Annotated in this window: 18 protein-coding genes and 1 tRNA gene; 8 read left to right on the plus strand and 11 right to left on the minus strand. The window is 68.4% G+C overall.

The features are described from left to right. Positions 1-123: 123 nt before the first annotated feature. Positions 124-1,968: a flavin-containing monooxygenase gene (locus ACFFJB_RS07490; protein WP_376830626.1), complete on the minus strand. Its 1,845-nt coding sequence runs from the start codon at positions 1,966-1,968 to the stop codon at positions 124-126. Between the two features lie 360 nt (positions 1,969-2,328). Here ACFFJB_RS07490 and lexA point away from each other — a divergent pair, with 360 nt between their 5' ends. From lexA to ACFFJB_RS07505, 3 genes are all read left to right on the plus strand, one after another. After that, a complete protein-coding gene (gene lexA, locus ACFFJB_RS07495; protein ID WP_376830627.1) occupies positions 2,329-3,039 on the plus strand; it encodes a transcriptional repressor LexA in 711 nt (236 codons plus the stop codon). Positions 3,040-3,639: 600 nt separating this feature from the next. Further along, a tRNA-Ser gene (locus tag ACFFJB_RS07500) sits at positions 3,640-3,729 on the plus strand. Between the two features lie 1,541 nt (positions 3,730-5,270). Then, positions 5,271-6,460 (plus strand): IS3 family transposase gene (locus ACFFJB_RS07505; RefSeq protein ID WP_376828900.1). Its coding sequence is split into 2 segments (ribosomal slippage): positions 5,271-5,520 and positions 5,520-6,460, totalling 1,191 coding nucleotides; the frame shifts between segments, so codons are not numbered across the junction. Positions 6,461-6,534: 74 nt separating this feature from the next. Here the strand turns inward: ACFFJB_RS07505 and ACFFJB_RS07510 are convergent. After that, positions 6,535-6,696 carry a hypothetical protein gene (locus ACFFJB_RS07510; RefSeq protein WP_376830628.1) on the minus strand — a complete coding sequence of 54 codons (162 nt, stop codon included), beginning with the start codon at positions 6,694-6,696 and terminating at the stop codon, positions 6,535-6,537. 54 nt (positions 6,697-6,750) lie between these two features. On the opposite strand from ACFFJB_RS07510, the gene ACFFJB_RS07515 reads away from it, so the two are divergent. Further along, complete coding sequence (locus ACFFJB_RS07515) at positions 6,751-7,947, plus strand: IS256 family transposase (protein WP_376828581.1); 1,197 nt, start codon at positions 6,751-6,753, stop codon at positions 7,945-7,947. 1,122 nt (positions 7,948-9,069) lie between these two features. Here the strand turns inward: ACFFJB_RS07515 and ACFFJB_RS07520 are convergent. The 5 genes from ACFFJB_RS07520 to ACFFJB_RS07540 all read right to left on the minus strand — a co-directional run bounded on the left by ACFFJB_RS07520 (position 9,070) and on the right by ACFFJB_RS07540 (position 14,505). Next, positions 9,070-10,110 (minus strand): alcohol dehydrogenase family protein, encoded by a 1,041-nt coding sequence (locus ACFFJB_RS07520; RefSeq protein WP_376830629.1) that lies wholly within the window; start codon positions 10,108-10,110, stop codon positions 9,070-9,072. 460 nt (positions 10,111-10,570) lie between these two features. Continuing rightward, positions 10,571-11,563 carry a GDP-mannose 4,6-dehydratase gene (locus ACFFJB_RS07525; RefSeq protein ID WP_376830630.1) on the minus strand — a complete coding sequence of 331 codons (993 nt, stop codon included), beginning with the start codon at positions 11,561-11,563 and terminating at the stop codon, positions 10,571-10,573. A 196-nt stretch (positions 11,564-11,759) separates the two neighbouring features. Then, a complete protein-coding gene (locus tag ACFFJB_RS07530; protein WP_376832585.1) occupies positions 11,760-12,932 on the minus strand; it encodes an ABC transporter substrate-binding protein in 1,173 nt (390 codons plus the stop codon). Positions 12,933-13,202: 270 nt separating this feature from the next. After that, a complete protein-coding gene (locus ACFFJB_RS07535) occupies positions 13,203-13,772 on the minus strand; it encodes an NUDIX hydrolase (protein ID WP_376830631.1) in 570 nt (189 codons plus the stop codon). Between the two features lie 187 nt (positions 13,773-13,959). Then, positions 13,960-14,505, minus strand: coding sequence for a hypothetical protein (locus tag ACFFJB_RS07540; RefSeq protein WP_376830632.1), 546 nt, complete (start codon positions 14,503-14,505; stop codon positions 13,960-13,962). A gap of 247 nt (positions 14,506-14,752) precedes the next feature. On the opposite strand from ACFFJB_RS07540, the gene ACFFJB_RS07545 reads away from it, so the two are divergent. From ACFFJB_RS07545 to ACFFJB_RS07555, 3 genes are all read left to right on the plus strand, one after another. Next, positions 14,753-15,469: a fumarylacetoacetate hydrolase family protein gene (locus ACFFJB_RS07545; protein ID WP_376830633.1), complete on the plus strand. Its 717-nt coding sequence runs from the start codon at positions 14,753-14,755 to the stop codon at positions 15,467-15,469. A gap of 7 nt (positions 15,470-15,476) precedes the next feature. Next, positions 15,477-16,004 (plus strand): flavin reductase family protein, encoded by a 528-nt coding sequence (locus ACFFJB_RS07550; RefSeq protein WP_376830634.1) that lies wholly within the window; start codon positions 15,477-15,479, stop codon positions 16,002-16,004. A 252-nt stretch (positions 16,005-16,256) separates the two neighbouring features. Continuing rightward, entirely contained in the window at positions 16,257-17,810 is a 1,554-nt protein-coding gene (locus ACFFJB_RS07555; protein WP_376830635.1) for an acyl-CoA synthetase, read from the plus strand. Between the two features lie 209 nt (positions 17,811-18,019). On the opposite strand, the gene ACFFJB_RS07560 is transcribed toward ACFFJB_RS07555, so the two are convergent. The 4 genes from ACFFJB_RS07560 to ACFFJB_RS07575 all read right to left on the minus strand — a co-directional run bounded on the left by ACFFJB_RS07560 (position 18,020) and on the right by ACFFJB_RS07575 (position 21,917). Further along, on the minus strand, positions 18,020-19,105 hold the full coding sequence (locus tag ACFFJB_RS07560) for a CaiB/BaiF CoA transferase family protein (protein ID WP_376830636.1): 1,086 nt from the start codon (positions 19,103-19,105) through the stop codon (positions 18,020-18,022). An 88-nt stretch (positions 19,106-19,193) separates the two neighbouring features. Further along, the gene (locus tag ACFFJB_RS07565) at positions 19,194-19,544 is read right to left on the minus strand and encodes a DUF6285 domain-containing protein (RefSeq protein ID WP_376830637.1); all 351 of its coding nucleotides are present in this window, start codon (positions 19,542-19,544) and stop codon (positions 19,194-19,196) included. 1 nt (position 19,545) lies between these two features. After that, positions 19,546-20,577, minus strand: a complete 1,032-nt coding sequence (locus ACFFJB_RS07570) for a phosphotransferase family protein (protein ID WP_376830638.1) — start codon at positions 20,575-20,577, stop codon at positions 19,546-19,548. A 17-nt stretch (positions 20,578-20,594) separates the two neighbouring features. Next, a complete protein-coding gene (locus ACFFJB_RS07575) occupies positions 20,595-21,917 on the minus strand; it encodes an acyl-CoA dehydrogenase family protein (protein ID WP_376830639.1) in 1,323 nt (440 codons plus the stop codon). Between the two features lie 524 nt (positions 21,918-22,441). On the opposite strand from ACFFJB_RS07575, the gene ACFFJB_RS07580 reads away from it, so the two are divergent. Then, on the plus strand, positions 22,442-23,614 hold the full coding sequence (locus ACFFJB_RS07580; RefSeq protein WP_376830640.1) for an acetyl-CoA C-acetyltransferase: 1,173 nt from the start codon (positions 22,442-22,444) through the stop codon (positions 23,612-23,614). Positions 23,615-23,670: the final 56 nt, after the last annotated feature.

Consider the following 23,670-nt stretch of genomic DNA (forward strand, 5'->3'; position numbering starts at 1 on the left):
GCCGGCGGGTCTGGCGGCGCATGGTCCGCCGTGATCCCGCAGGCGACGGGGCCATCCGCAGCCCGCGCCATGCGCCGTCGCGCCCTGTCCCCGTCCGCCGCCCGGCCGGCGGAGGCGGCGGCCTCATTCAGCCGCGGCGCGCTGCGCGTAGCCGAATTCCAGCCCGTCCATGTCGCCTTTCGCCCGCCAGGCCTCCCACATGCGCAGGAACACCGTGGGGCCGCGCCAGTACTGGTTGTTCTTCAGCTCGCGCAGCTGTCCCACCTTGCCCTCGTTGTTGTAGTAGCCGGGCGTGCAGGCCTCCAGATAAGGCACGCGGGCGCGGGCGACGTCCACGCAGGTCTTCACCCAGGCGTCCTGGGCGGCCTGGGAGCACTCCACGGTGACGGCGCCGCGCTCGCGCATGCGCTGCAGGATCCAGGCGATGTGCCGGGTCTGCTCGGCCAGCATGTGCTGGAAGTTGGGGCTCTGGCCCGACTGCACCGGCGTGACGATGAAGCAGTTGGGGAAACCGCGCGAGAACAGGCCGTGGAAGGTCTCCGCCCCGTCCTTCCAGCGCTCGCTCAGGGTGACGCCGTCGCGGCCATACACCTCCATGCCGAACCGGCGGGTGATGCTGGTGCCGACCTCAAAGCCGGTGGCGTAGACCAGGCAGTCCAGTTCATAGAGCTGGCCGTTGGCCACCACCCCTTGCGGCGTGATGCGCTCCACGCCGCGGCCGTTGGTGTCCACCAGATGCACGTTGGGGCGGTTGAAGGTGGGCAGATATTCATCGTGGAAGCACGGCCGCTTGCAGAACTGGCTGTACCAGGGCTTGAGCGCCTCGGCGGTCTTGCGGTCGCGGACGATGGCGTCCACCCGGGCGCGCACGCGCTCCATTTTCTGGAAGTCGGCGAGCTCAATGAGCTTTTGCGGATCCTCCACCGGCTCGCCGGCCTTCTGCCGGCGGCGGGCGGCGAGCAGGATGTTGCCGATCAGGTCGGTCCAGCCGTCGTTGACCAGATCCACGTCAAAGTCCGCGCCGGAGACGACGGCGGTGAAATTGTCCATGCGCTCGCGCTGCCAGCCCGGCCTGAGTGTTTTCACCCATTCGGGATCGGTGGGGCGGTCGTTGCGCACGTCCACCGAGGACGGCGTGCGCTGGAAGACGTAAAGCTCCTTCGACCACTCGCCCAGATGCGGCACGCACTGCACCGCCGTGGCCCCGGTGCCGATGATGCCCACGCGCCTGTCGCGCAGCCCGGTGAGATTGCCGTTGGAGTCGCCGCCCGTGTAGGCGTAGTCCCAGCGGCTGGTATGGAAGCTGTGGCCGCGGAACGTCTCGATGCCGGGAATGCCTGGCAGCTTGGGCCGCTCCAGGGGGCCGCCGTTGAGAATGACGAAACGGGCGTAGATCTCGTCGTCGCGGCTGGTGAGCGCCCGCCAGCGGCCCTCGTTCTCCAGCCAGCGCAGTTCGGTGACCACGGTCTGGAACAGCGCGTGGGGATAGAGGTTGAAGTGGTTGGCGATGCGCCGGCAGTGGGCGAGGATCTCCGGCGCGCGGGCGTATTTGCGCTCGGGGATGTAGCCGGTTTCCTCCAGCAGCGGCAGATAGATGTAGCTTTCGGTGTCGCAGGCGGCTCCGGGGTAGCGGTTCCAGTACCAGGTGCCGCCGAAGTCGCCGCCCTTTTCGACGATGCGGAATGAATCGACGCCGGCCTCGCGCAGGCGGCCGCCGGCGAGCAGGCCGCCGAAGCCGCCGCCGATCACCAGCACCTCCACCTGCTCGATCACCGGGTCGCGGGTGAAGCCCGGCTCCACATAGGGATCCTCGAGATAACGGGCGAACGCGCCGGCCATCTCGACGTACTGGTCATTGCCGTCCTCGCGCAGGCGCCGGTCGCGCTCCTCGCGATAGCGCGCCTTCAGCGCCTCGATGTCGATGTTGGCGGCGTCGATCGCTGCGGCGTCCGTGTCGCTGGCGGCCATGTTTCGCTCCCTTGTGGCGCGGCCGGCACCGGGCGTACCGCAACCGGCGCGACGCGCCTTTTGTCATATCAAATATGATACTGGTCAGTACTGCCCTGACTGTCAACCGCTTCCCGCGCATGGCTGGCGCGGCGGGCGATGCGGCGAGCGCCCTGCCCGGCGCAGTCCCCGATTGCGGAACAGCCAGGAACAGGCTATCAATGTTCATGATTTGTTTCCGCGCGATTCGTATGGTCGCGTCCAGCCGGCGGCGCGCGCCAGGCCGCGCCCGGGCACGTGGACCGGCCACACGGGTCGCGGCGGCGCGGCGGGAGCGGCGCAGCCGGCGCGGAACGCATGCTGGACGCGGGGATGGGCGCCATGTTGACGGCGAAACAGCACGAACTACTGCGTTTCATTCACCAGCGCCTGCAGGAGACGGGCGTGCCGCCCTCCTTCGACGAAATGAAGGAGGCGCTGGCGCTCCGCTCCAAGTCCGGCATTCACCGTCTGATCATGGCGCTGGAGGAGCGCGGCTTCATCCGCCGCCTGCCCAACCGCGCCCGCGCCGTGGAGGTGCTGCGGCTGCCGGAGACGGCGGCGGCCGGCGGCGGCTTCCGTCCGCGGGTGGTGGAAGGCGGGCGCGCCGCGCCGGCAAGGGCGGCCCCGGCGCGGGAGGCGGCGCGCGAGGCCGGCGCGGGGAGCCCGGAGGTGGTTTCCGTGCCGGTGGTGGGGCGCATCGCCGCCGGCGTGCCGATCAGCGCCATCCAGCAGCAGGGCGAGTTCGTGCCCCTGCCCGCCGCCATGCTGGGCTCCGGCGAGCATTACGCCCTTGAGGTGCGCGGCGATTCGATGATCGAGGCCGGCATTCTGGAGGGCGATCTGGCGGTGATCCGCCGCCAGGATACGGCCGACAACGGCGACATCATCGTGGCGCTGATCGACGACGAGGAGGCGACGCTGAAACGCCTGCGCCGCCGCGGCCGCGAGATCGAACTGGAGGCGGCCAACCCGCACTTCGAGAACCGGGTGCTGCCGGCAGAGCGGGTGAAAATCCAGGGCCGTCTGGTCAGCCTGGTGCGCCGCTACTGACGCCGGCGCGCCCTTGGCGACCGCCCGGCGCATGCCCTCTTGTCTCGCGGGGAATCGCCGCGGCAACGGTCGAGCGGATCAATTGTCGGGCGGGCGCGACGCAGCGACCCGCAGCCCGGTGACAGGCCACAGGCGGCGGGCGAAGGCGCTCCGGAAGTCCGGGAGGCTGGAGCGCTTCGCCCCCCTTTCCCGGAGCGCTTCCCCCGCGCAGGACCGCCGCGTCGCGATGGGTTCAGACAGGGCCGAAGCGTCTGCGGCGCGGCGTTGCGCGCTCCCGCCGGCCGTGCAGGCGTTGTCAGCGATGGCCGGCGTTGGGGCCCGCAGCGGCGATGACGCCGCCCTGCGCCGGGCCATCATCCGGCGACGCCGCTCCTGCGCTCCCGGAAGGCTTCCGGCGCTTTTTGTGAACGGGCGGGCGTTCGCCTCCGCCGCGGGCTTGCCAAGCGACGTCGGCGGCGGCAAAAAGACCGCTGCCCTTGGGCGCGGGCGACGCGAACGGCGCCGCGGGCGCGCCTGGCGGGTCCGGCGACGGCCTGCGGGCGAGCGCTGGCGCAACAGCCAGACGTGACGCCGGAACCGGAAACAGGCGCCGGCGCTGCTGGATGGGTGGCCGAGTGGTTTAAGGCAGCGGTCTTGAAAACCGCCGTGCGGGCAACCGTACCGTGAGTTCGAATCTCACCCCATCCGCCATTTAATCCTGTCCGTGCCGCCACAAGATCGCCCAGGCTGTTTTGAGGCATGTTGCATCGGGATCGGACGCGCTTTCATCCCTTGACGTTTCCTAGCATATTGTTACAAGCAATATCGTTTGCTTTTTTGGTGGTGGGGCGCTTCGGGCCCATAATTCACTGGTAGAATCTGTTTGGGCACTCATTACGACGGAACTGACAGACCATGAAAGGGCAGCCAAGAATCTGGTACTACGCAGCACGATTGGCTGGGCCTTCCCATGAGCGACAGGCATACGATCAGAAGCTACACGAGGGCGTACACTCGACAGGATCTTAAGTCTGACGGGGGATGCGGGCTGCGACAAGCTATGCGGCGACAAAACAGCTCTCGGGTCGCTTGGCGTAGCGTGTGGCGTCCCTGAACTGTTTGATACGGTTCACGAACCGTCCGCCATGATATTGCCGAGGGCCGCCTCGCGGATACACGGTGAAGTCATCCTTGCTATCTAACTGGGCGAGATATTGGCCCCGGCTTTTTCGGTCCGCCATGGCTTGCGCGCGGATCACTGATATCGCAACAGCCTGTCAGCAGGACACGGTCGCAGCCCACTTCCCGGCACTTCGGCCTGCCTACAGTCCACAACCTGTAAGCCCGTCAGGCGCAGTTTGGCCGGGCGGCCTTCGGCATCAAGACAGCGTGGTTCCTGCAGCGCGTGACGTCGCGGCGGGAACGTCCCGCGCCGCCAGCGTCTCCGCCCCCTATTTCCGTCGCGCCGTGGCCGCTGACGGGAACCCAGCTGGCGTCCATGTTGACGCGGCCAATCTCGTAAGCGTTTGAGACCACTTCAGGGAGTCGATGACATATATCGACTTTTCGCCATCCAACAATCCAGTTGCAGGTAACAGATTATGTACAGGTCGAAGCGCTCGCGGGTATCGCAGCACGGGGATGAGACGGGCACACTGCCAGAGAATGCCATCAAGGACACGTCCATCGTCAACGCGCCGAATATCACAAGACCTGTATGGCAAACGCAATTCTATTGTGGCCGCTCATAATCGGTTCGTTCGTAGCCACAACGGCGCATGACCTCCCCATGATGAGAAGCCTAGAATCATCAAGCTGCCGGAGCGTCTCGAAGTTTACGTGTGCGCGTCCTGGCGAACATACCAAGCGTTAAACGTCTAATGTTTGCTCATCCGGCGCCCGCGCACGATATGGCGCACCGGTCTCGCCGCCTCGTGCCAGCCAGATCCTTGAACGTGGCCCGGGCGAGCGTTGCGCTGGCCGTCGCTTTCCCAAACTGCAGCCTTCGCCCTTTTGCCCTAAAAAGAGGTGTCACCGCAAACGCCCACAACCACGCACGCTACTTCCATAACCGGCGTGATTGACGCCATGCTCATCGCGTCGCCTCTGCCACACGAAAGGCGCTCTACCCCATTCACGACTGCGACCAGCTGCCGACCGAAAAACATCTGCATTATTGGAGTATCTCTGACGTTGCCCCCTGCGCCTATTCCGGTTTGAAGTTTGATCTGGCCCCGCTGAGAGGACCAGACATGAAGCGCACGCGGTTTTCAGAAGAACAGATCATCGCCATCCTGAAGGAACACGAGGCGGGCATTCCGGTGGCGGAGCTCTGCCGGAAGCACGGCGTCAGTGACGCCAGCATCTACAAGTGGAAGGCGCGGTTTGGCGGCATGGAAGTGTCCGAGGCCAAACGGCTGCGGGCCCTTGAGGACGAGAACAGTCGCCTGAAGCGCATGCTGGCCGACGCAATGCTCGACAATGCGGCGCTGAAGGATCTTTTGGGAAAGAAGTGGTGACGCCCGCCACGAGGCGACAGGCCGTTCGCCATCTCATGCAGCAGCACGGGATGAGCGAACGTCGGGCGTGTAAAGCCACCGGCTTCAGCCGCATGAGCATGCGTTACCAAGCGCAGCGCCGGGACGATGGCGTCCTGCGCACACGGATGAAGGAACTGGCCCATGAACGCCGGCGCTTTGGCTACCGGCGTTTGCATGTGCTGCTGCGTCGTGAAGGCTTTGAGGTCAACCACAAGCGGCTCTTCCGGATATACAGGGAAGAGCGGCTCGGGGTGCGCCGTCGGGGCGGTCGCAAGCGGGCCATCGGAACACGGGCGCCAATTGAGCCGCCGCTGTCGCCAAACGAACGGTGGTCGCTGGACTTCGTGTCCGACCAACTGACGGATGGCAGGCGGTTCCGCGTGCTGACAGTCGTGGACGACTGTACCCGCGAGTGCCTCGCGCTTGTAGCGGATACGTCCCTCTCGGGGGCGAGGGTCGCGCGTGAACTGGATGCCCTGATTGTCGCCCGGGGCAAGCCAGCCATGATTGTCAGCGACAATGGCAGCGAATTCACGTCGAACGCCATTTTGACGTGGGCAGACAGGTCCAGGGTGCGCTGGCACTATATCGCGCCTGGCAAGCCCATGCAGAATGCGTTCATCGAGAGCTTCAATGGACGTCTGAGAGACGAGTTCCTGAATGAGACGCTCTTCTCCACGCTGACCCAGACGCGCTCCCAACTGGCCAGATGGCGAGCCGATTATAACGGCTCTCGCCCACATTCTGCACTGGCGTGGCAGACGCCAGCCGCCTTTTCGGCAACGTTTGCGCAGCGGCGGGATCTGCCGTTGCGCCAGGTCGCGGGCTCCACGACAGATCCCGCTTCAACCACCCGTTCCAAGGCAACCCAAAACCGTCAGGTCGAACTCAGGGCTGGATAGAACTTGGGGGCAACGTCATCTCGTTCACACAGTCGAACCTGAACGAGCGTCGGGCCTGTTGGCTGGGGATCTAATCAGTTCCCTTCGCTTGCGACAGCGACAAGAGCGATGGCTGACAGGACGTCTTGCGCCAGCCCGCCGTATCCTGTCGCGGTCCGCCACCCGTTTTCAGCCGGCAGAAAGGCGTTCGATGAGATCGTGTCCCGTGCCGTGGTGTAGTTGGATTTCATAGCCATCGGTGATTTCCGATAGGGTCGGGTTGCTTAGAACCAACCTGAAGGACACCACCGATGACCGACGATATGATGAACCTGCGCTCGCTCGTTGAGAAGAGTGCTGACGCCGATTTGCTGCGCGAGATGATCGGCTTTGCCGCCGAGAAGCTGATGGAATTGGAGGTCGGCGCGAAAACAGGCGCGGCCTATGGCGAGAAGAATGCCTTTCGGCTGGCCCAGCGCAACGGCTACCGCGACAGAGACTGGGAGACGCGGGCCGGAACAGTAGAACTTCGCATTCCGAAACTCCGCACCGGCAGCTACTTTCCGAGCTTCCTGGAGCCGCGTCGCATGGCCGAGAAAGCCCTGACCGCGGTGATCCAGGAAGCCTACATCCAGGGCGTTTCGACCCGCTCGGTTGACGACCTCGTTAAGGCCATGGGCATGTCGGGCATTTCCAAGAGCCAGGTCTCCCGGCTGTGCGAGGAGATCGACGAGAAGGTGAAGGCTTTTCTCGACCGGCCCATCGAAGGCGAATGGCCCTACCTCTGGATTGACGCGACCTATTTGAAGGTCCGGCGTGGCGGGCGCATCGTCTCTGTTGCAGTCATCATTGCCGTCGGCGTCAACACCGACGGCCGACGCGAAGTGCTCGGCATGGAGATCGGCACGTCCGAGGCCGAGGCGATCTGGACCGAGTTTCTTCGAAAGCTGACCAGGCGGGGTCTGCGTGGCGTCAAGCTCGCCGTCTCAGATGCGCATGAGGGCATCAAAGCCGCAGTATCGAAGGTGCTCTGCGCTACCTGGCAGAGGTGCCGGGTGCACTTCATGCGCAATGCTTTGGCCCATGCTGGAAAGAGCGGACGGCGTGTCGTCTCCGCCTTCATTGCCACGGCCTTCGCTCAGGACACGTCGGAGGCGGCAAGCACCCAGTGGCGCAACGTCGCCGACCAGATCAGGCCAAAGGTGCCGAAGCTCGCCAGTCTCATGGACAGCGCCGAGCAAGACGTGCTCGCCTACATGACCTTTCCCAAGCAGCATTGGGCCAAACTTCACTCGACCAACCCGATTGAGCGATTGAACGGCGAGATCAAGCGGCGGACAGAGGTCGTCGGCATCTTCCCCAACGACGACGCTATCGTGCGCCTGGTCGGTGCACTGCTGCTCGAACAGAACGATGAATGGGCCGTCCAGCGATCCCGCTATATGACCCTTGAGACAATCGCTACGATGAGCGATGATCCACTCATCAGCCTGCCAGCAACAAGCTGACACTCATCCGACCCTCTGGGATGAGCCGTGGCCGTCTAAGCTACACCACGTCCTGGGACATCATCTTCGATGACGTTGCGTCTTCTGCAGACCCTGCGTCCCGGCGGGCGCGGCAGGATACGACATTTTGCCGGAGGCGAATGACGGCTGTCGTTCGCCGCGACCGGAGCCTGTTCCTTAGACTGTCCGCATCACAGGCCTTGTCCGCCTGGAGCCGTCGGACGCCGCCTGCGGTCTCCAGCAGGGGTACCGCCATGGAAATATCAGCCGCATTGTCTGGCGTCAGCGCGCATGTGACCGGTCGCACGTGATGGTCAGCCACACAATAGACGTCGCCCGTTCTTCCATCACCCGAGCCGCCAGTCGCCCGCACCCGCGCCCCACCCTCCCGCCCCCCGTGCGGAGCGGCTGGCCTTTACGTGTGAAAGCCCTGGCGAGAACGAACGTGCGCCGGCCATCCGCGCAAAGGGCTGCCGCCAGATGCGCCGTCGCGCCCACCTGTGATAGCGGTTGCAGATCGCGGTGAGCGGACCGCATTCCCCGGCGCATCCCGCCAGCGACAGCCGGCCCTGGGGACGTGCAGGATGCCGGAAATCACGCGACGGTCGACGATCCGTGGTTTGCATGCTGGCCCGCCCACGCCGAAGATGCGGTTCAGCGGCGTCCCATGCCGCATCCGAGCCGGAACAGGCGCCATTTCATCTCCATGCGCCTCCCAAACCAATTCGAACGCGAAGCGGGAAGAAAATTCAGACCAGTGTATGGGCTCCAAACATGGCAGGGCGCTCGGCTACCAAGGCATACATCGTCGGGCTGACCATGACGGGCGCAGGCCACCTTCTCATCCATGCGGCGCGGAAAACGCCAGCAGCCTTATCGGCTCCGTTCGCGCCGCGGCGGGATCGGCCATTGCGGCAAACCGCGCGCTACGCGACGCCTCCGCCCTGATCATCCGTTCAAATGCGACCCAGACCGCTCAGGCCCGACGCAACGCTGGAATACAGCCGGAGGGACACCCGCGCACGGGGGCGCGGCGAAGGGGGCGGCGGCGCGGGCGGGGGCCGGCTCGCGCCCGGCCTCCCCGCCTCGCAGGCGCCGCCCCGCGCCGGCAGGGCGTCCGGCTTACGCCGGGGTGATCACCGTCTTGATCACGCCCGGATCGCGCGACTCGAACAGGCGGTACGCCTCCGCGCCCTGCTCCAGCGGCAGGCGGTGGGTGATGTAACGCTCCGGCCGCAGACGGCCGGACTGCACCAGCGGGAACAGCGCCGGCAGCTCCTCGGGCACCGAGCAGGTGCCGATCCGGAAGGTCAGGCCGGCGGCGAAGGCGCGCTCCAGCGGGAACGCGTAGCGCCGCGACTGCTGAACGCCGATCACCGACACCGTGCCCCGCCGCGTCACAAGGCGCAGCGCCAGATCCACCGTGGCGTCGAGCCCCACCGCCTCGATCACGCAGTCCAGCTTGCGGCCCTTCGTGTCCTCGCGGATGCGCTCCAGCGCCTCGTCCGGCGCCAGCGCAATGGCGCCGGATTCTTCCGCCCGGGCGCGCCGGCCAGGAACCGGATCAATGGCGTAAACCTTCGCCGCGCCCATGATGAAGGCGCTGTCCACCGCCATCAGGCCGATGGGGCCAAGACCGATCACCGCCACGGTGGAGCCGGGACGGATGTCAGCGTTGCGCGCGCCGAACCATGCGGTGGACATGGCGTCAGTCAGCATCAGCGCCTGCTCGGCGGTGACGCCTTCCGGAATCTTCACCGCGTTCATGTCGCCGGCCGGCACGCGCACATATTCGGCCTGGACGCCCTGCAGCTTCGACGACAGGCCATAGCAGGCGCCGGCGCCGTTCTCGCAGTGGATGACGTTGCCCGAGAGGCACGGACGGCAGGCGCCGCAGCCCACCGCCGCGGGCAGCATCACCTTGTCGCCCACCTTCACGCGGCGCACCGAGCGGCCCACCTCGACCACCTCGCCCACCGCCTCGTGGCCGACGCAGAAGCCGATGTCCTGCGAAAAGCCGTGGCCGTGATAGATGTGCAGGTCGCTGCCGCAGATGGAGCACGCCTCCATGCGGACAATGACGTCCTGGTCCGACTGCAGCTCCGGTTCGTCCATCGCCTCGCAGCGGATGTCGCGCGGGCCGAAATAACGCAGTGCCTTCATTCGTTTTCCCCCTGACGCAGGGCTGCCTCCCTGCCTGTTCTCCCCGCCCCCCGGGCGCGCTCCGCCCGGCGCACGGGCCGGCCGCGGCGGCGCCGGCGCGCCGCCGCAGGGTCAGGCTTCCGTTACGATGAATCCGCCGGCGGCGCCATGCGCCAGGGTGATGGCGCGGCGTCTTTTCCCGCCCTGCATGCGGCGCGGACGGGGCCGGGGGCAACCCGCGCCCCCTGCTCCGCCGCTGGCGCCGCCCCGGAGAGAGGCGTGGTGACAGACCATTAACCGGACCGTTTAACGCGCCGCCAGGCGAAACCGGCCGACAGTGGGCGGACAGCAGCGGGAGCACGACATGTCGGTCATTTGCGCCATTTTCACCGGTATCATCGCCGCCGCGGCCGTCGGCGCGGCCGAGTGGCTCCCCCGCCGCGGCGCCCGCGGCTGAGGCCACCCCCAAGCCGCCGGAGCCTCAGGCGGCGGCCTCCCCGGGCGCGCCGGCGCGCGCCAGGTCGGCGTCCACCATCTCGCGAATGGTGTCGGCGGCGCTGCGGCGCGGCGCCCAGCCCAGCAGCCGGCGGGCAAGGCTGGCGTCGCCGCGCAGCTCGCGGATCTCAAGCGGCCGCTCCAGCGCCGGATCGCGCCGCACGTGCCGCTCCCAGTCCAGCCCGGCGTGGGCGAAGGCGATGGCGCACAGCTCGCGCACGCTCATGGACACGCCGGTGGCGATCACCAGATCCACCGGCTCCGGCAGCTGCAGCATCATCCACATCGCCTCCACATAGTCGCGGGCGTGGCCCCAGTCGCGGCGCGCGTCCAGGTCGCCGAGCCGCAGTTCGTCGGCATGGCCGGCGCGGATGGCGGCGACGCCGCGGCTGATGCGACGGGTGACGAAGCCTTCGCCGCGCAGCGGCGACTCGTGGTTGAACAGCACGCCGCAGCAGGCGTGCAGCCCGTAGCTGTCGCGATAGGCGACGGTCATCCAGTGGGCGTAGAGCTTGGCGGCGCCGTAGGGCGAACAGGGCCGGAAGGGCGTGAGCTCGTTCTGCGCCGGCGCCCCGGAGCGGCCGAACATCTCCGAGCTCGAGGCCTGGTAATAGCGCGCCCGCGGACACACGAGCCGCACCGCCTCCAGCAGGTTGACCGCCCCCATGGCCGTGACCGAACCGGTCAGCAGCGGCTGGCGGAACGAGGTCATCACATGCGACTGGGCGGCGAGGTTGTACACCTCATGGGGCATGACCTCCTCCAGCGCCCGGATCAGGCTGGCCTGGTCCAGCATGTCGGCCTCGACCAGCCGCACGCGGTCCAGAACGCCGAGCCACTGAAGCCGCGCCGTGGCGGCCGCGCCGGCGCTGTTGCGGCGGCAGACGCCGTACACCTCATAGTTTTTTTCAAGCAGAAACTGCGCAAGATAGCCGCCGTCCTGCCCGGTTATTCCGGTGATCAGCGCGCGCCGCGTCATTCTTCGTCCATGAAACATCAATATATTTGAAACAAACTATCACGCGCCCCACATTCATTTCAATGAACCCGCGCGCACGCGCCCGAAAAAAGCCCCGCGCGCCGGCGGCGCGCGGGGCGATGAAACATGGGGGCCAACACATGGAGCCATGAACGGCGCGGGCCCGGCCGCGGCGCGCCGCGGCGGAAGCGGCGGCTTACTGCACCGAGCGCGAGCGGATGATGTCGCCCTCGCGCACCCAGCGGTCGCCCCTGAACACCTGCATCTGGAAGTCCTCGATCGGGAAGTAGTCCGTTGGCGAGGTGTTCATGGTGATGCCGTCCAGCAGCATCGGCGCCTTGTAGTCCTTCAGCGAGGCGGCGACCTTCATCAGGTTCTCGCCGGTGAGGTTGTCGCCCGCCTCCTTCAGGATGTGCGCCAGCGCCGCCGAGGTGGCGTAGCCAAACACGTAGAGGGCGTTGTTGAGATCGCCGTCCGGCATGTTCTTCGCCATCCACGCCTTGAACTCCTTCACCTCCGGATCGTCGGCGAGCGCCGGGTCGGTGGGATCCTTCAGATAGGTGGCGGTGATGGCGCCCTGGGCGTTCTCGAGACCGGCGGGCTTGAGCACCGCGCCGACCTGGGCGGCGACGTTGTTGATGATGTGCACCGGGCGCCAGTTGAGCTCGCCGAGCTTGCGCGTGGCCTGGGCCGCGAATTTCGGCGTGGACAGGTTGAGGAACACGTCGGCGCCGGACTGCTTCAGCTTGACCATCTGTGAGTCGACGGTCGGATCGGTCAGGTCATAGGGCGCCTCGGCCACGATCATGCTGACCTTGTCGCCGAGCCCGTCCTTCACGCCCTTGTAGATGTCCTTGCCGTATTCGTCGTTCTGCACCAGCACGGCGATCTTCGCGTCCGGCCATTTTTGCCTGATCAGCGCTGCGTAGGCGCGTCCTTCCGAATTGTAGGAAGGAATGAACGGCATGGTGTAGGGATTGGCCTTCGGGTCCTCGCCGAAGCGGGTGCCGCCGGAGGCCAGCAGCAGGTGCGGCACCTTCTTCTGGTTCATGTATTTCATGATCGCCGTGTTGGACGGCGTGCCCACCGTGCCGAACAGCACCAGAATGCCGTCGTTCTCCACCAGCTTGCGGGTCTGCTCCACGGCCTTGGACGGGCTGTAGGCGTCGTCATAGCTGATGAAGCGCACCTTGCGGCCATTGATGCCGCCAGCCTCGTTCAGCGCCTTGAAATAAGCCTCCGCAACCTTGCCCACCACGCCATAGGCCGACGCCGGACCGCTGTAGGGCACGAAATTGCCGACGACAATCTCCGTGTCGCTGGCGCCGCGGCTGTACTTCTTCCCGGCCAGCGCCGGAGACGCGCCCATGGCGGCGACCAGCGCCGCCGCGCACAGTCCGCCCAGAAAACCACGCTTGCTGACAGTCACTATATAAACCTCCCTGACCAGTTTTATTTTGGCGCGGCGAGCGTAACACGCCCCGGCCAAGGTCAGGCAATATGGAAAAACGGCGAAGACCGCGTTTCTTCATGAAACGCGCAGGAAAAGCGCCGCGCCCCGCCGGCGGCCGCCCGCGCGCCGGCGCCCCGCCGGCAGGCGCCGCGGAGCAAGGCGGCGGGACAGACGCCGCCGGGCGGCTCAGTCCTTGTCCTGGGGCGGCAGGCGCGACACACCGGCGAGAACGGCCGAGCGGCGGAACCCGGCGAGCCCGTGGCCGGGGTCAAGCAGCGGCGCCTCGGGGCGCGGACGCGAGCGCGGCAGCGCGCCAAGCAGGCGTTCGTCCAGGGTCTGCATGATTTCGGCGAGCTCGGCCTCCGCCACCAGCGCCGCGGCCTCATCCTGCGCGCGCCACACGCACACGCGCTGGTCCTTTTCCGGCCAGTCGTCGTCCTGGCTGCGCACCAGCAGCGGAAACACGCTGACCGTCACCTGCTGCAGGCGGCCGTTCTTGCGGCGCTTGACATAGCCATAGACGCCCAACGGCTCCTGGCTGATGCGGCCGCGCAGGCCGGCCTCCTCCCAGGCCTCCTGGGCGGCGGCCTCGGCGTGGGTGCGGCCCTTCATCGGCCAGCCCTTGGGAATCACCCAGCGGCCGGTGTCGCGCGAGGTGATCAGCATGATCTGCAGCGAACCGTCGACCAGCCGGCGGTAAGGCAGGGCGGCGACCTGAACGCCCTCTGCCCGCTTGCCCTTGCCGCCCTTTCCCATGATCCGTCCCGCTCCGCCGCACTGGCCCGCCCGCGACGCCCCTGACGGCGACCGCGCCGCCGCGGGCCTGCCGGCGGCGCAGACGCCCCCCTGACAATGTTTCACGAATATGGCCGGATCGCCAGGGAGAAAACCGCGCCGCCGCGGCGCGGCGGCCGCAGCCTGCGCGGGCCTCCCGCGCCGGCGTTCAGCCCGCCCCTTCGCTGGCGCGCGCCAGCCGGGCGCGCACCTCGGCCACCACGCCGCGCAGGGCCTTCTCGGCCCGGTCCGCCTGCTCGGCGCCGGTGCGGGCCAGCTCCGGATCCGTGGCGGCGGCCGCCATTTCGCGACAGGGCGTGATGTTGCGGCGCATGCGGCGCGCCTCGAAGGCGTCGAGATATTCAACGCCATAGATTTCGGCCAGATGCTCCAGCGCGTCGGCCAGCGCCGCCCGCAGCGCCTGGGCCTCCGCCCGCTCGGTCCCCCGGGCCGCCGCCGGAACCCGCGCGGCCGCGCGGGCGACGGCGGCCATCGCCGGCTGTGAATGGGCCGGCGCCGTCACGCCGGGGTCAGGAAAGGCGGCCCCGCCGGCCCCGGCGAAAGGCGGCGACGGGCGGACCACGGGGCGCGCCGCCTGCGCGGGCTGCGCCGGCCGGGCCGCGTCCGCCATGGCGCGCCGGCGCAACAGCCAGGCTCCGCCCGCAATGGCGGCGAAAGCCAGGCCCGTGATCATCATGGCCGTATCGCTGAGCATGCGCGCCCCTGGAAGCCGCGTGACGGGCGCGTGACCACCTCGCCCGGAGACGCCCTTGGTTATCAGGGGGTATAGCGGAAATCCGCGTTTCGGCAATTGTCCGAAAGCCGGCCTTCTCCTGACGGAAAGCGCAATCGACAGTTGCCGCGCCGTCACGGCGCCGTTACGAAAACAGCGCGCGGGCCGCGCCCCCGACGCCGCCGCGCCCTGACGCCGCCCGTTCACCCCTGACCCCAAGGAGGGGCGCATGTCCGACGCCGCCCGACAGTTCGTCGCGCCGCCGCCGCCGCAGGCCTCGGTCGCCGTGGCGGGCGGAACGGCGCGTTTTCCCGTGCGCCGCATCATCTGCGTCGGCCGGAATTACCCCGCCCACGCCCGCGAGATGGGCGCAGACCCGGAGCGCGAGCCGCCGTTTTTCTTCATGAAGCCGGCGGACGCCGTCTGCGACGGCGGCGCCGTCCCCTATCCGCCCCTCACCCGCGACCTGCACCATGAAGTGGAGCTGGTGGTCGCTCTCGGCCAGGGCGGCGCCGACATCGCCCCGGAAGCCGCCGCCGCCTGCATCTGGGGCTATGGCGTCGGCGTCGACCTCACCCGCCGCGACCTGCAGGGCGCGGCGAAGGCCGCCGGCCGGCCATGGGAATGGGGCAAGGCGTTTGACTTCTCCGCCCCCTGCGGCCCGCTGCTGCCGGCGGCCGCCGCCGGCGACATGGGCGCGGCCGCCATCAGACTCGCAGTCAACGGCGCCGTGCGCCAGCAGGGGAACACCCGCGACATGATCTGGCCGGCGGCGGAGATCATCGCCGCCGCCTCGCGGGCCATGCGCCTTGCGCCCGGCGACCTGATCTTCACCGGAACGCCCGAGGGCGTCGGCCCGTTGCATCCGGGAGACCGGGTGGAGGCGCGGGTCGCCGGCCTGCCCCCCCTCGCCTTCACCGTCACCCCCGCCGCGCGGGAGCATTGAGCGCAACATGCAGGCAAGGATCCCCAAGCCGTCCGCGTCCGCAGGGACGGACGCCGCCGCCGGCGCGCTGCGGCGCGCCATGCGCCGGGTGGCCAGCTCGGTGGCCGTCGTCACCACCCGTCGCGACGGCGTCGACCATGGCATGACGGTCACCGCCCACAGCTCCGTGTCGCTGGATCCGCCGCTGGTGCTGGTGGTGATCAACGCCGGCTCCTCGCTGCACGAGCCGCTGCTGCGCGGCGACGGCTTCTGCCTGAACATTCTTGATTCGTCGCAGCAGGACGTGGCGGAGGCCTTCGCCCGCCCCGGCGCCGGGGCCAGCCGCTTCGCCGTGGGCCGCTGGCGCATGCCGGAGACGCCCGGCGCGGTGGCGCTCGCCCTGGAAGGCGCCCAGGCCTGGACGCAGTGCACGGTGGAGAACGTGACGCGCGCCGGCACCCACTCCATCGTCACCGGCCGGGTGCTGGCGGCGTGGGCGGCCCCGTCCGGCGAGCCGCTGATCTATCTCGACGGCGCGTTCACCCGCCCGCGCTGAGGCGGCGGGCTTCTCCGGCCGGCGCCGCCGCCCAAAGTACGGCTTGGCGCCGCGCCAGGGCGGCGCTTAACATGCCGCCGCGCCAGGGATCGCCGGGGGAAACGCCTGATCCGGATTGCGGCCGCGTCCGCGGCGGCCGCGCGGCCGCGCCTGTCACGCGGGCCGGCGCCGGGGGAGCCTCCCCGCCCTGGCCGGCGGGCGGCGCGCGCCGCCCGCCCGAAAAACATGACAAGAATGTCCGGAGGACCCCCTGTGAGCGTCGACATTTCGCTGGGCGCGCGCGCGCGCCGCAACACCATCTCTGACGCCATCCGCCGTTCGGCGTTGCGCATGGGCGACGCGCCGGCGCTGGTTTTCGGCGACCGCTCGTGGACCTACCGCTCGCTGGACCGCGCCATCGACCGCGTGGCGGCGCGCCTGCTGGCGCTGGGGCTGGAAAAGGGCGAGCGCGTCGGCGCCTATGGCCGCAACTCCGACGCCTATCTGATCCTGTTTCTCGCCTGCGCCCGCGCCGGCCTCGTGCACGTGCCGATCAACTATGCGCTCACCGAGCATGAGCTGGCCTATATCGTCGGGCAGTCCGGGGCGCGGGCGCTGGTGCACGACTCCTTCCTCGCCGACAACGCCGGGAAGATGCGCGGCAAGCCGGGGCTCGACTTCATCGGCGCGTTCTCCGGCGGCGGCGACATCGACGTGCTGGCGGCCGCCCTCGACGCGGCGGACGTCGCCCCGGTGGAGGTGGAGCAGGACGAAAACGAGCTGGTGCAGATCACCTACACCTCCGGCACCACCGCCCTGCCGAAGGGCGCGATGATGACCCACCGCGCCCAGCTGCACGAGTACATGAGCTGCATCTTCAACCTGGAGCTGTCGCGCTCGGACCGCTGGCTGGCGGCGCTGCCGCTGTATCACACGGCGCAGATGCACTGCTTCACCGTGCCCGCGCTGCTCACCGGGGCGTTCACCGTGCTGATCGAGGCGCCGCAGCCGGAGGTGGTGCTGGAGCTGATCGAGCGCCACAACGTCACCTCCTTCTTCGCGCCGCCGACGGTGTGGATCAGCCTGCTGCGGCACCCGGACTTCTCCACGCGCAACCTGACGACGCTCAAGAACATCTATTACGGCGCCTCGATCATGCCGGTTCCGGTGCTGCAGGAGCTGCGCGAGCGGCTGGACGGCGTGCGCGCCTTCAACTGCTACGGGCAGTCGGAAATCGGGCCGCTGGCCACGGTGCTGCGTCCGGAGGAGCACGACGCCCGCCCGGCCTCCGCCGGCCGGCCGGTGCTCAACGTGGAGACGCGCATTGTCGACGAGAACATGAACGACGTGCCGCCGGGCGTTCAGGGCGAGATCGTGCACCGCTCGCCGCAGCTGCTGCTGGGTTACTGGGACAAGCCCGAGGAGACGGCCGAGGCCTTCGCCGGCGGCTGGTTCCATTCCGGCGACATCGGCGTGATGGACGAGGAAGGCTATATCTATGTGGTCGACCGGGTGAAGGACATCATCAAGACCGGCGGCACCATGGTGGCCAGCCGCGAGGTTGAGGAGGCGCTGTTCACCCATCCCGCCGTGTCCGAGGTGGCGGTGATCGGCCTGCCGGATCCGAAATGGATTGAGGCGGTGACGGCGGTGGTGGTGCTGCGCGCCGGCCAGTCGGCCACCGAGGAGGAGCTGATCGCCCATGCGCGCGAGAAGCTGGCGCCGTTCAAGGTTCCGAAGCGGGTGATTTTCACCGGCAACCTGCCGCGCAACACCGCCGGCAAGCTGCTGAAGCGCGAACTGCGCGTGACGCTGGCCAACGCCTGACAGGCGCCGGGCGGCGGGCCGGCTCACGGAGCCGCGCCGGGCCGGCCCGGACCTCAGCCGGTCGCCCCTCGCCGGACAGGGCCGCGGAGCCGTCGCACGGACGCCAGCCCCAAAAAGCAAAAAGCCCCGGGGATCCCGGGGCTTCGCGTCCGGCCGGACGGGCGGAACGGCGGCGGAACCGGCGCGCGGCCGGCCCCGCCGGCGCGGCCTTATTTCGACCACTCGGCCACCACGTCGGCGAGTTTCGCCGCGCTGACCTTCCGCACGCTGGAGGGGGTGGCCGAGAAGCGCGGCGCCGGCGCCGGCTGCACCACGCCGTCCACCTCGACGAAGGTCTTGCGGGCCTTCAGGTGGGCGTTCTCCATCGCCTCCGACATGGTCAGGACCGGCGCGTAGCACACGTCGGTGCCTTCCATGATCGCGTTCCACTCGTCGCGGGTCTTGGTCCGGAACACGGCTGCGATCTTCTCCCGCAGGGCCGGCCACTTCGACTGGTCCATCTGGGCGTCGAAGTCGGCGTCGGTCAGGCCGGCCTTCTCGCGCAGCAGCGCGTAGAACTGCGGCTCGATCGAGCCGATCGAGACATACTTGCCGTCCTTGGTCTCATAGGCGCCGTAGAAGTGCGCGCCGCCGTCCAGCAGGTTGGACTCGCGCTCCTCCTTCCACGCCCCGCTGGCGGCGAACTCGTAGAACATCGACATCAGCGACACCGCGCCGTCGCACATGGCGGCGTCCACCACCTGGCCCCTGCCGGTGGCGCGGGCGCTGATGATGCCGGCGAGAATGCCGGCGACCAGATAGAGCGCGCCGCCGCCGAAGTCGCCCACCAGGTTGAGCGGCGCGGCCGGGCGGCCGTCCTTCGGGCCAATGGCCGCCAGCGCGCCGGTGATCGAGATGTAGTTGATGTCATGGCCGGCGGCGTGCGCCAGCGGCCCCTCCTGGCCCCAGCCGGTCATGCGGCCGTAAACCAGCTTCGGATTGCGGGCCAGCACCACGTCCGGGCCAAGACCCAGACGCTCCATCACGCCGGGGCGGAAGCCTTCGATCAGGGCGTCGGCGCCTTCCAGCAGCTTCAGCACGTTCTCGATGGCCTGCGGGTCCTTCAGGTCCACGTCAACGACGCGGCGGCCGCGGGCGCTGAACTTCTGCGCGGTGAACCGCGAACCCACGCGGTCAAGACGGATCACGTCCGCGCCCATGTCGCCGAGCATGCCGGCGGCGAAGGGGCCCGGGCCGATGCCGGCGAATTCGACGATGCGGACGCCCTTGAGCGGGCCGGTCGCTTCAGCAGTCATGATGTTCTCCTCTCTGGAGCAGTCCGCCGGAGCCGCTGGCCGCGCCCCGGCGAACGTGCGTCGGTTCTGAATTGCTCCCGCGCGGCGCTCAGCGGAGCCACTTCGGGTTGTTGACCTTCAGCGCGTCCTCGCAGGTCTGGAGCAGGTGCTCCGCAAGCCCCCCGGAGCGCCAGTCGATGCGTCCCTCGCGCACGCCGTCGGAGAGCGCCTTCACCATCTCCTCGCGGCTGTCGCCGGAGACGAACCGCCGGAGCCGCTCCGCCTCGGCGGCGTCGAGATCACGGCCGAGCTGCAGCTCGCGCTCCACCATGGCCAGCACGTTGGCGGCCACGCGCACGTTGAACCAGCGGGCGCCCGACGATTCGGGAAGGATCTCCCGCTCCAGGAACTCGCGCACGACCGCCACCAGATCGGCGGCTTGCGGCAGGCTGGACGGCATGTCAGTCCCTCCCCGTCAGAAAGCGGTAGAAATCGTACAGCGGCTCCTCCATGCGCCGGCCGATGGCGAACGCCTCGACCGTGCGCTCGGACGGATCGCTGCGGTGCGCCTGGCCCTTGAGCAGGCACATCACCGCCCATTTCACCGAGCCCCATGCCTCCCAGAAGCGCAGGTGGTCCGGATCCACCTTTTTGCCGCTGGCCGCTTCATACCCCGCGATCAGGTCCTCGCGCGAGCCCACGCCGCCCACCGGATGGGGGCCGCCGAAGCGCCAGGTGTTGGTGCACAGCCAGCCGAGATCGGCGATGGGGTCGCCAAGGCAGGCCAGCTCCCAGTCGAGCACGGCGCGGATGCCCTCCGGCCCGCAGATGATGTTGCCCATGCGGAAGTCGCCGTGCACCACCGACAGCGGAACGCCCTGCGGCAGGTTGGCCTCGGCCCAGGCGAAGGCCACGTCCAGCGCCGGGATGGGGTAGCCGAAGCTCTGGTAGATCTCCTTGTACTTGCGCACCTGCACGGGCGCGTCGAAACGCACGAGGAAGGGCAGCTCCTGCGGGTCGATGTGGTGCAGCCGGCCCACCGCCTCGCCGCACTGGCGGGCGAAGTTGCGGCGCAGTCCGTCATATTCGGGGTCACGCAGCAGCTTGCGGGCGATGGTCTCGCCGGGAACGAAATCGGTGATGTGGCCGACGCCGAGCCCGTCCTCCGGCTCGAGGGCGGCGCGCACCGGCGGCGTGGGCACGCCGGCCCTGTGCCCGGCCTGCATCAGCAGGGTTTCGTTGCGGCCGGCGACGCGCGGCATGCCGGCGCGCGGGTGGTCGCTGTCCTCCGCCGGCGGCTCGCCGACCATCTGCAGGATGAAGTCCCGGCGCGTTCCGTCGATCCCGGCGGAGAACGCCCAGGTGTGCTTGGTGGCGCCGCCGGTGAGGCGGCGCAGGTTGATGATCTCGCCGGAGCCGCCGATACGGCGGGCGACGACGCGCCCGAGCCGTTCGGCGAGCTCAGCCTGCGAAAGCGGCGTGATGCTGGTCATCAGACTGCCGTCGCGCCTCACCGGTTGACCGGACGGCGGGCTTCCGCCTCCAGCTTCGCGAACTCCTCCCTCTTCGGGCCGATGTAGCCGAAGAGGTAAGCGGCGACCTTGCGCATCTGGATCTCCTCCGAGCCCTCGGTGATGCGGTAACGGCGGTGGTGACGGTAGATGTGCTCGAACGGCTTGTGGCGCGAATAGCCGATGCCGCCGTGCACCTGCATGGCGCGGTCCGCCGCCTCGCAGCACAGGCGGTTGGCCCAGTAGTTGCACATGGACACCTTGTCCGAGAGGCGCTTCTCCACCTCCGGCTTGGGCATCTGGTCCATCTCCCAGGCGGTCTTGCGGATCAGCAGGCGCAGCATCTCGGCCTGTGTGGCCAGCTCCACCAGCGGGAACTGGATGGCCTGGTTGACGGCGAGCGCCTGGCCGAAGGGCTGGCGCTGGCGGGCGTATTTCACCGTTTCGTTGATGCAGTACACCGCCGCGCCGAGCGAGGACGCCGCCTGGCGGATGCGGTTCTCGTGCACGAAGTGCTGGGCCAGGGCGAGGCCGCCGCCGAGCGGGCCGAGGATCGCCGACTCAGGCACCCACACGTCGCGGATGGTCATGCGCGGGTGATCCGTCGGCATGTTGAAGGTCCACATGTACTCTTCAATGATCACGCCGGGATCGCTGGAGGGCACGAGGAAGGCGGTGATGCCGGAGGCGTCGCCGTCCTTGCCGTGGCTGCGGGCGAACAGCATGCAGTGGGTCGCCGTGTGCATGCCGGTGATCCACATCTTTTCGCCGTTGATCAGCCAGCCAGGCTCACCGTTGCGGGTCTCCGGAACGGCGCGGGTCTCCATGTGGGTGGCGTCGGAGCCGTGGTAGCGGTCGGTGAGGCCGAAGGCGATGCGCATGGAGCCGTCGAGCAGCTTCGGAATCATCTCCTTCTTCTGCTCATCGGTGCCGAAGTCGCGCAGGATGAGCACGATCGGCTGGTTGCCGACGATGGAGTGCTCGTTCTGCAGGTCGTTGTGCAGGCCAAGGCCCTTGGAGGCCAGGTGCTCGCGGATGATGGCCATGGCCAGGTTGGAGCCGTCCTTGCCGCCGAACTCGCGCGGCAGCGCGAAGCGGAAGTGGCCGGCCTCGTCCGCCAGCTTGCGCACGCGGGCCAGCAGCGCCTCCCACTCCTTGCGCGGCAGGCCGCCGTTCTCGAAATCGGTGCGGGCCCACTCGCGGCGGTGGTCGAAGAAGCGGATGTTGTCGTCCTCCGCCTCGATGGGCTTGATCACCCGCTCGATGAAGTCGTCGAGCTCGTTCAGATAGGCCTGGATGTCCGCCGGAATGTTGAAATCCATGGTCGTCTTTCCTCCTTGGACGGCGCCCTGCGGCGCCTGTCTCCCGCTGAAACCTGTCCTGGCGGACGGCTGCGCTTCCTCCCGGCGCGCGCCTTGCGGCGCTGGCCGGCGTGACGGGCGGCTCCCCTGAACGTGTCCGGAGCGCCGCCTGTTCTGTCTGCGCCGGCCCTGCGCCGTTGCGGCCATCCTGTTTCCGGTCTCCGCCGCCCGTCCCGGAGGCCGGCTCCGGGATCTTGACAACATTGACCAAACGATCGTTAGAATTTCAAGTGCGTATGTGCAAGTCGCCGGCTGCGGGCGCGCCCTTTCCTGAAGGGAGGCGCGGGACGGACGGCGATCTGGCGACGCGGCGATCTGGCGGCGCGCCGGTTTCCCGTAATGCAAGGCAGGGAGCAGGAGCCGGTCGCGGCGCATGGACGCGGCCCTTGACGGGCCGCGCCGGCGGCGACACATCCTGTGCCGGTCAACAACCAGCCGGTTCGGCGCAGAAGACGGGCCAGACGGCCTGATGGGGAGTGAGTAACATGGCAGAAGCATATATCGTCGCGGCGGCCCGCACGGCCGGCGGTCGCAAGGGCGGCCGTCTGAAGGACTGGCATCCGGTTGACCTCGGCGCCGAAGTGATCAACGCCCTGCTCGACCGCACCGGCATTGATCCGGCCCGTATCGACGACGTGATCTGGGGCTGCGTCGGCCAGGCCGGCGAGCAGGCCACCAACGTGGCCCGCAACACGGTTTCGGCCTCCCGCCTGCCTGAGTCCGTTCCGGGCACCTCGGTTGACCGCCAGTGCGGTTCGTCGCAGCAGGCGCTGCACTTCGCCGCCCAGGCGGTGATGTCGGGCACGCAGGACGTGGTGATCGCCGGCGGCGTGGAGTCGATGACCCGCGTGCCGATGGGCCTCGCCGCCATCCTGCCGCAGAAGAACGGCTTCGGCTTCTACAAGAGCCCGAAGATGGAGGAGCGCTATCCGGGCGTTCACTTCAGCCAGTTCGCCGGCGCCGAGCAGATCGCCGTCAAGTACGACATCAGCAAGGACGAGATGGACGAGTTCGGCTACAACTCCCATCTCAAGGCGATCCGCGCCACGAAGGAAGGCGCCTTCAGGAAAGAGATCGTGCCGGTTGAGGTCACCCTCGACGACGGCACCAAGGTCATGCATGAGGTCGACGAGGGCATCCGCTTCGACGTGACCCTCGAGGGCGTCAAGGGCGTGAAGCTGCTGCAGGAAGGCGGCCGCATCACCGCCGCCACCTCCAGCCAGATCTGCGACGGCTCGGCCGCCGTGCTGGTGGTCAACGAGAAGGCGCTGAAGGAGTTCAACTTCACCCCGCTCGCCCGCGTGCACCACATGACCGTGATCGGCGGCGACCCGGTGATCATGCTCGAGACGCCGATCGAGGCCACCCGCGTCGCCCTGAAGAAGGCCGGCATGTCGATCAACGACATCGACCTGTTCGAGGTGAACGAGGCCTTCGCTTCGGTGCCGATGGCGTGGCTGAAGGAGCTGGGCGCCGATCCGGAGCGCCTGAACGTGAACGGCGGCGCCATCGCCCTCGGCCACCCGCTCGGCGGCTCGGGCGCCAAGCTGATGACCACGCTGGTCCACGCCCTGCACGCCCGCGGCAAGCGCTATGGCCTGCAGACCATGTGCGAGGGCGGCGGCCTGGCCAACGTCACCATCATCGAGCGCCTCTGACATCATTCCGGGGCCCACCCGGGACAGGGACGCCGGATTTTCCGGCGTCCTTTTTT

Origin of the sequence: Camelimonas abortus, assembly GCF_042432745.1 — a bacterium.
Classification (GTDB): Bacteria; Pseudomonadota; Alphaproteobacteria; order Rhizobiales; family Beijerinckiaceae; genus Camelimonas; species Camelimonas abortus.

Bases quoted from the DNA above. Each gene is read 5' to 3' on its own strand.
- ACFFJB_RS07490 (WP_376830626.1), bottom strand. From the start codon at position 1,968: ATGGCCGCCAGCGACACGGACGCCGCAGCGATCGACGCCGCCAACATC.
- lexA (WP_376830627.1), top strand. From the start codon at position 2,329: ATGTTGACGGCGAAACAGCACGAACTACTGCGTTTCATTCACCAGCGC.
- ACFFJB_RS07510 (WP_376830628.1), bottom strand. From the start codon at position 6,696: ATGGCTATGAAATCCAACTACACCACGGCACGGGACACGATCTCATCG.
- ACFFJB_RS07515 (WP_376828581.1), top strand. From the start codon at position 6,751: ATGACCGACGATATGATGAACCTGCGCTCGCTCGTTGAGAAGAGTGCT.
- ACFFJB_RS07520 (WP_376830629.1), bottom strand. From the start codon at position 10,110: ATGAAGGCACTGCGTTATTTCGGCCCGCGCGACATCCGCTGCGAGGCG.
- ACFFJB_RS07525 (WP_376830630.1), bottom strand. From the start codon at position 11,563: ATGACGCGGCGCGCGCTGATCACCGGAATAACCGGGCAGGACGGCGGC.
- ACFFJB_RS07530 (WP_376832585.1), bottom strand. From the start codon at position 12,932: ATGGGCGCGTCTCCGGCGCTGGCCGGGAAGAAGTACAGCCGCGGCGCC.
- ACFFJB_RS07535 (WP_376830631.1), bottom strand. From the start codon at position 13,772: ATGGGAAAGGGCGGCAAGGGCAAGCGGGCAGAGGGCGTTCAGGTCGCC.
- ACFFJB_RS07540 (WP_376830632.1), bottom strand. From the start codon at position 14,505: ATGCTCAGCGATACGGCCATGATGATCACGGGCCTGGCTTTCGCCGCC.
- ACFFJB_RS07545 (WP_376830633.1), top strand. From the start codon at position 14,753: ATGTCCGACGCCGCCCGACAGTTCGTCGCGCCGCCGCCGCCGCAGGCC.
- ACFFJB_RS07550 (WP_376830634.1), top strand. From the start codon at position 15,477: ATGCAGGCAAGGATCCCCAAGCCGTCCGCGTCCGCAGGGACGGACGCC.
- ACFFJB_RS07560 (WP_376830636.1), bottom strand. From the start codon at position 19,105: ATGACTGCTGAAGCGACCGGCCCGCTCAAGGGCGTCCGCATCGTCGAA.
- ACFFJB_RS07565 (WP_376830637.1), bottom strand. From the start codon at position 19,544: ATGCCGTCCAGCCTGCCGCAAGCCGCCGATCTGGTGGCGGTCGTGCGC.
- ACFFJB_RS07570 (WP_376830638.1), bottom strand. From the start codon at position 20,577: ATGACCAGCATCACGCCGCTTTCGCAGGCTGAGCTCGCCGAACGGCTC.
- ACFFJB_RS07575 (WP_376830639.1), bottom strand. From the start codon at position 21,917: ATGGATTTCAACATTCCGGCGGACATCCAGGCCTATCTGAACGAGCTC.
- ACFFJB_RS07580 (WP_376830640.1), top strand. From the start codon at position 22,442: ATGGCAGAAGCATATATCGTCGCGGCGGCCCGCACGGCCGGCGGTCGC.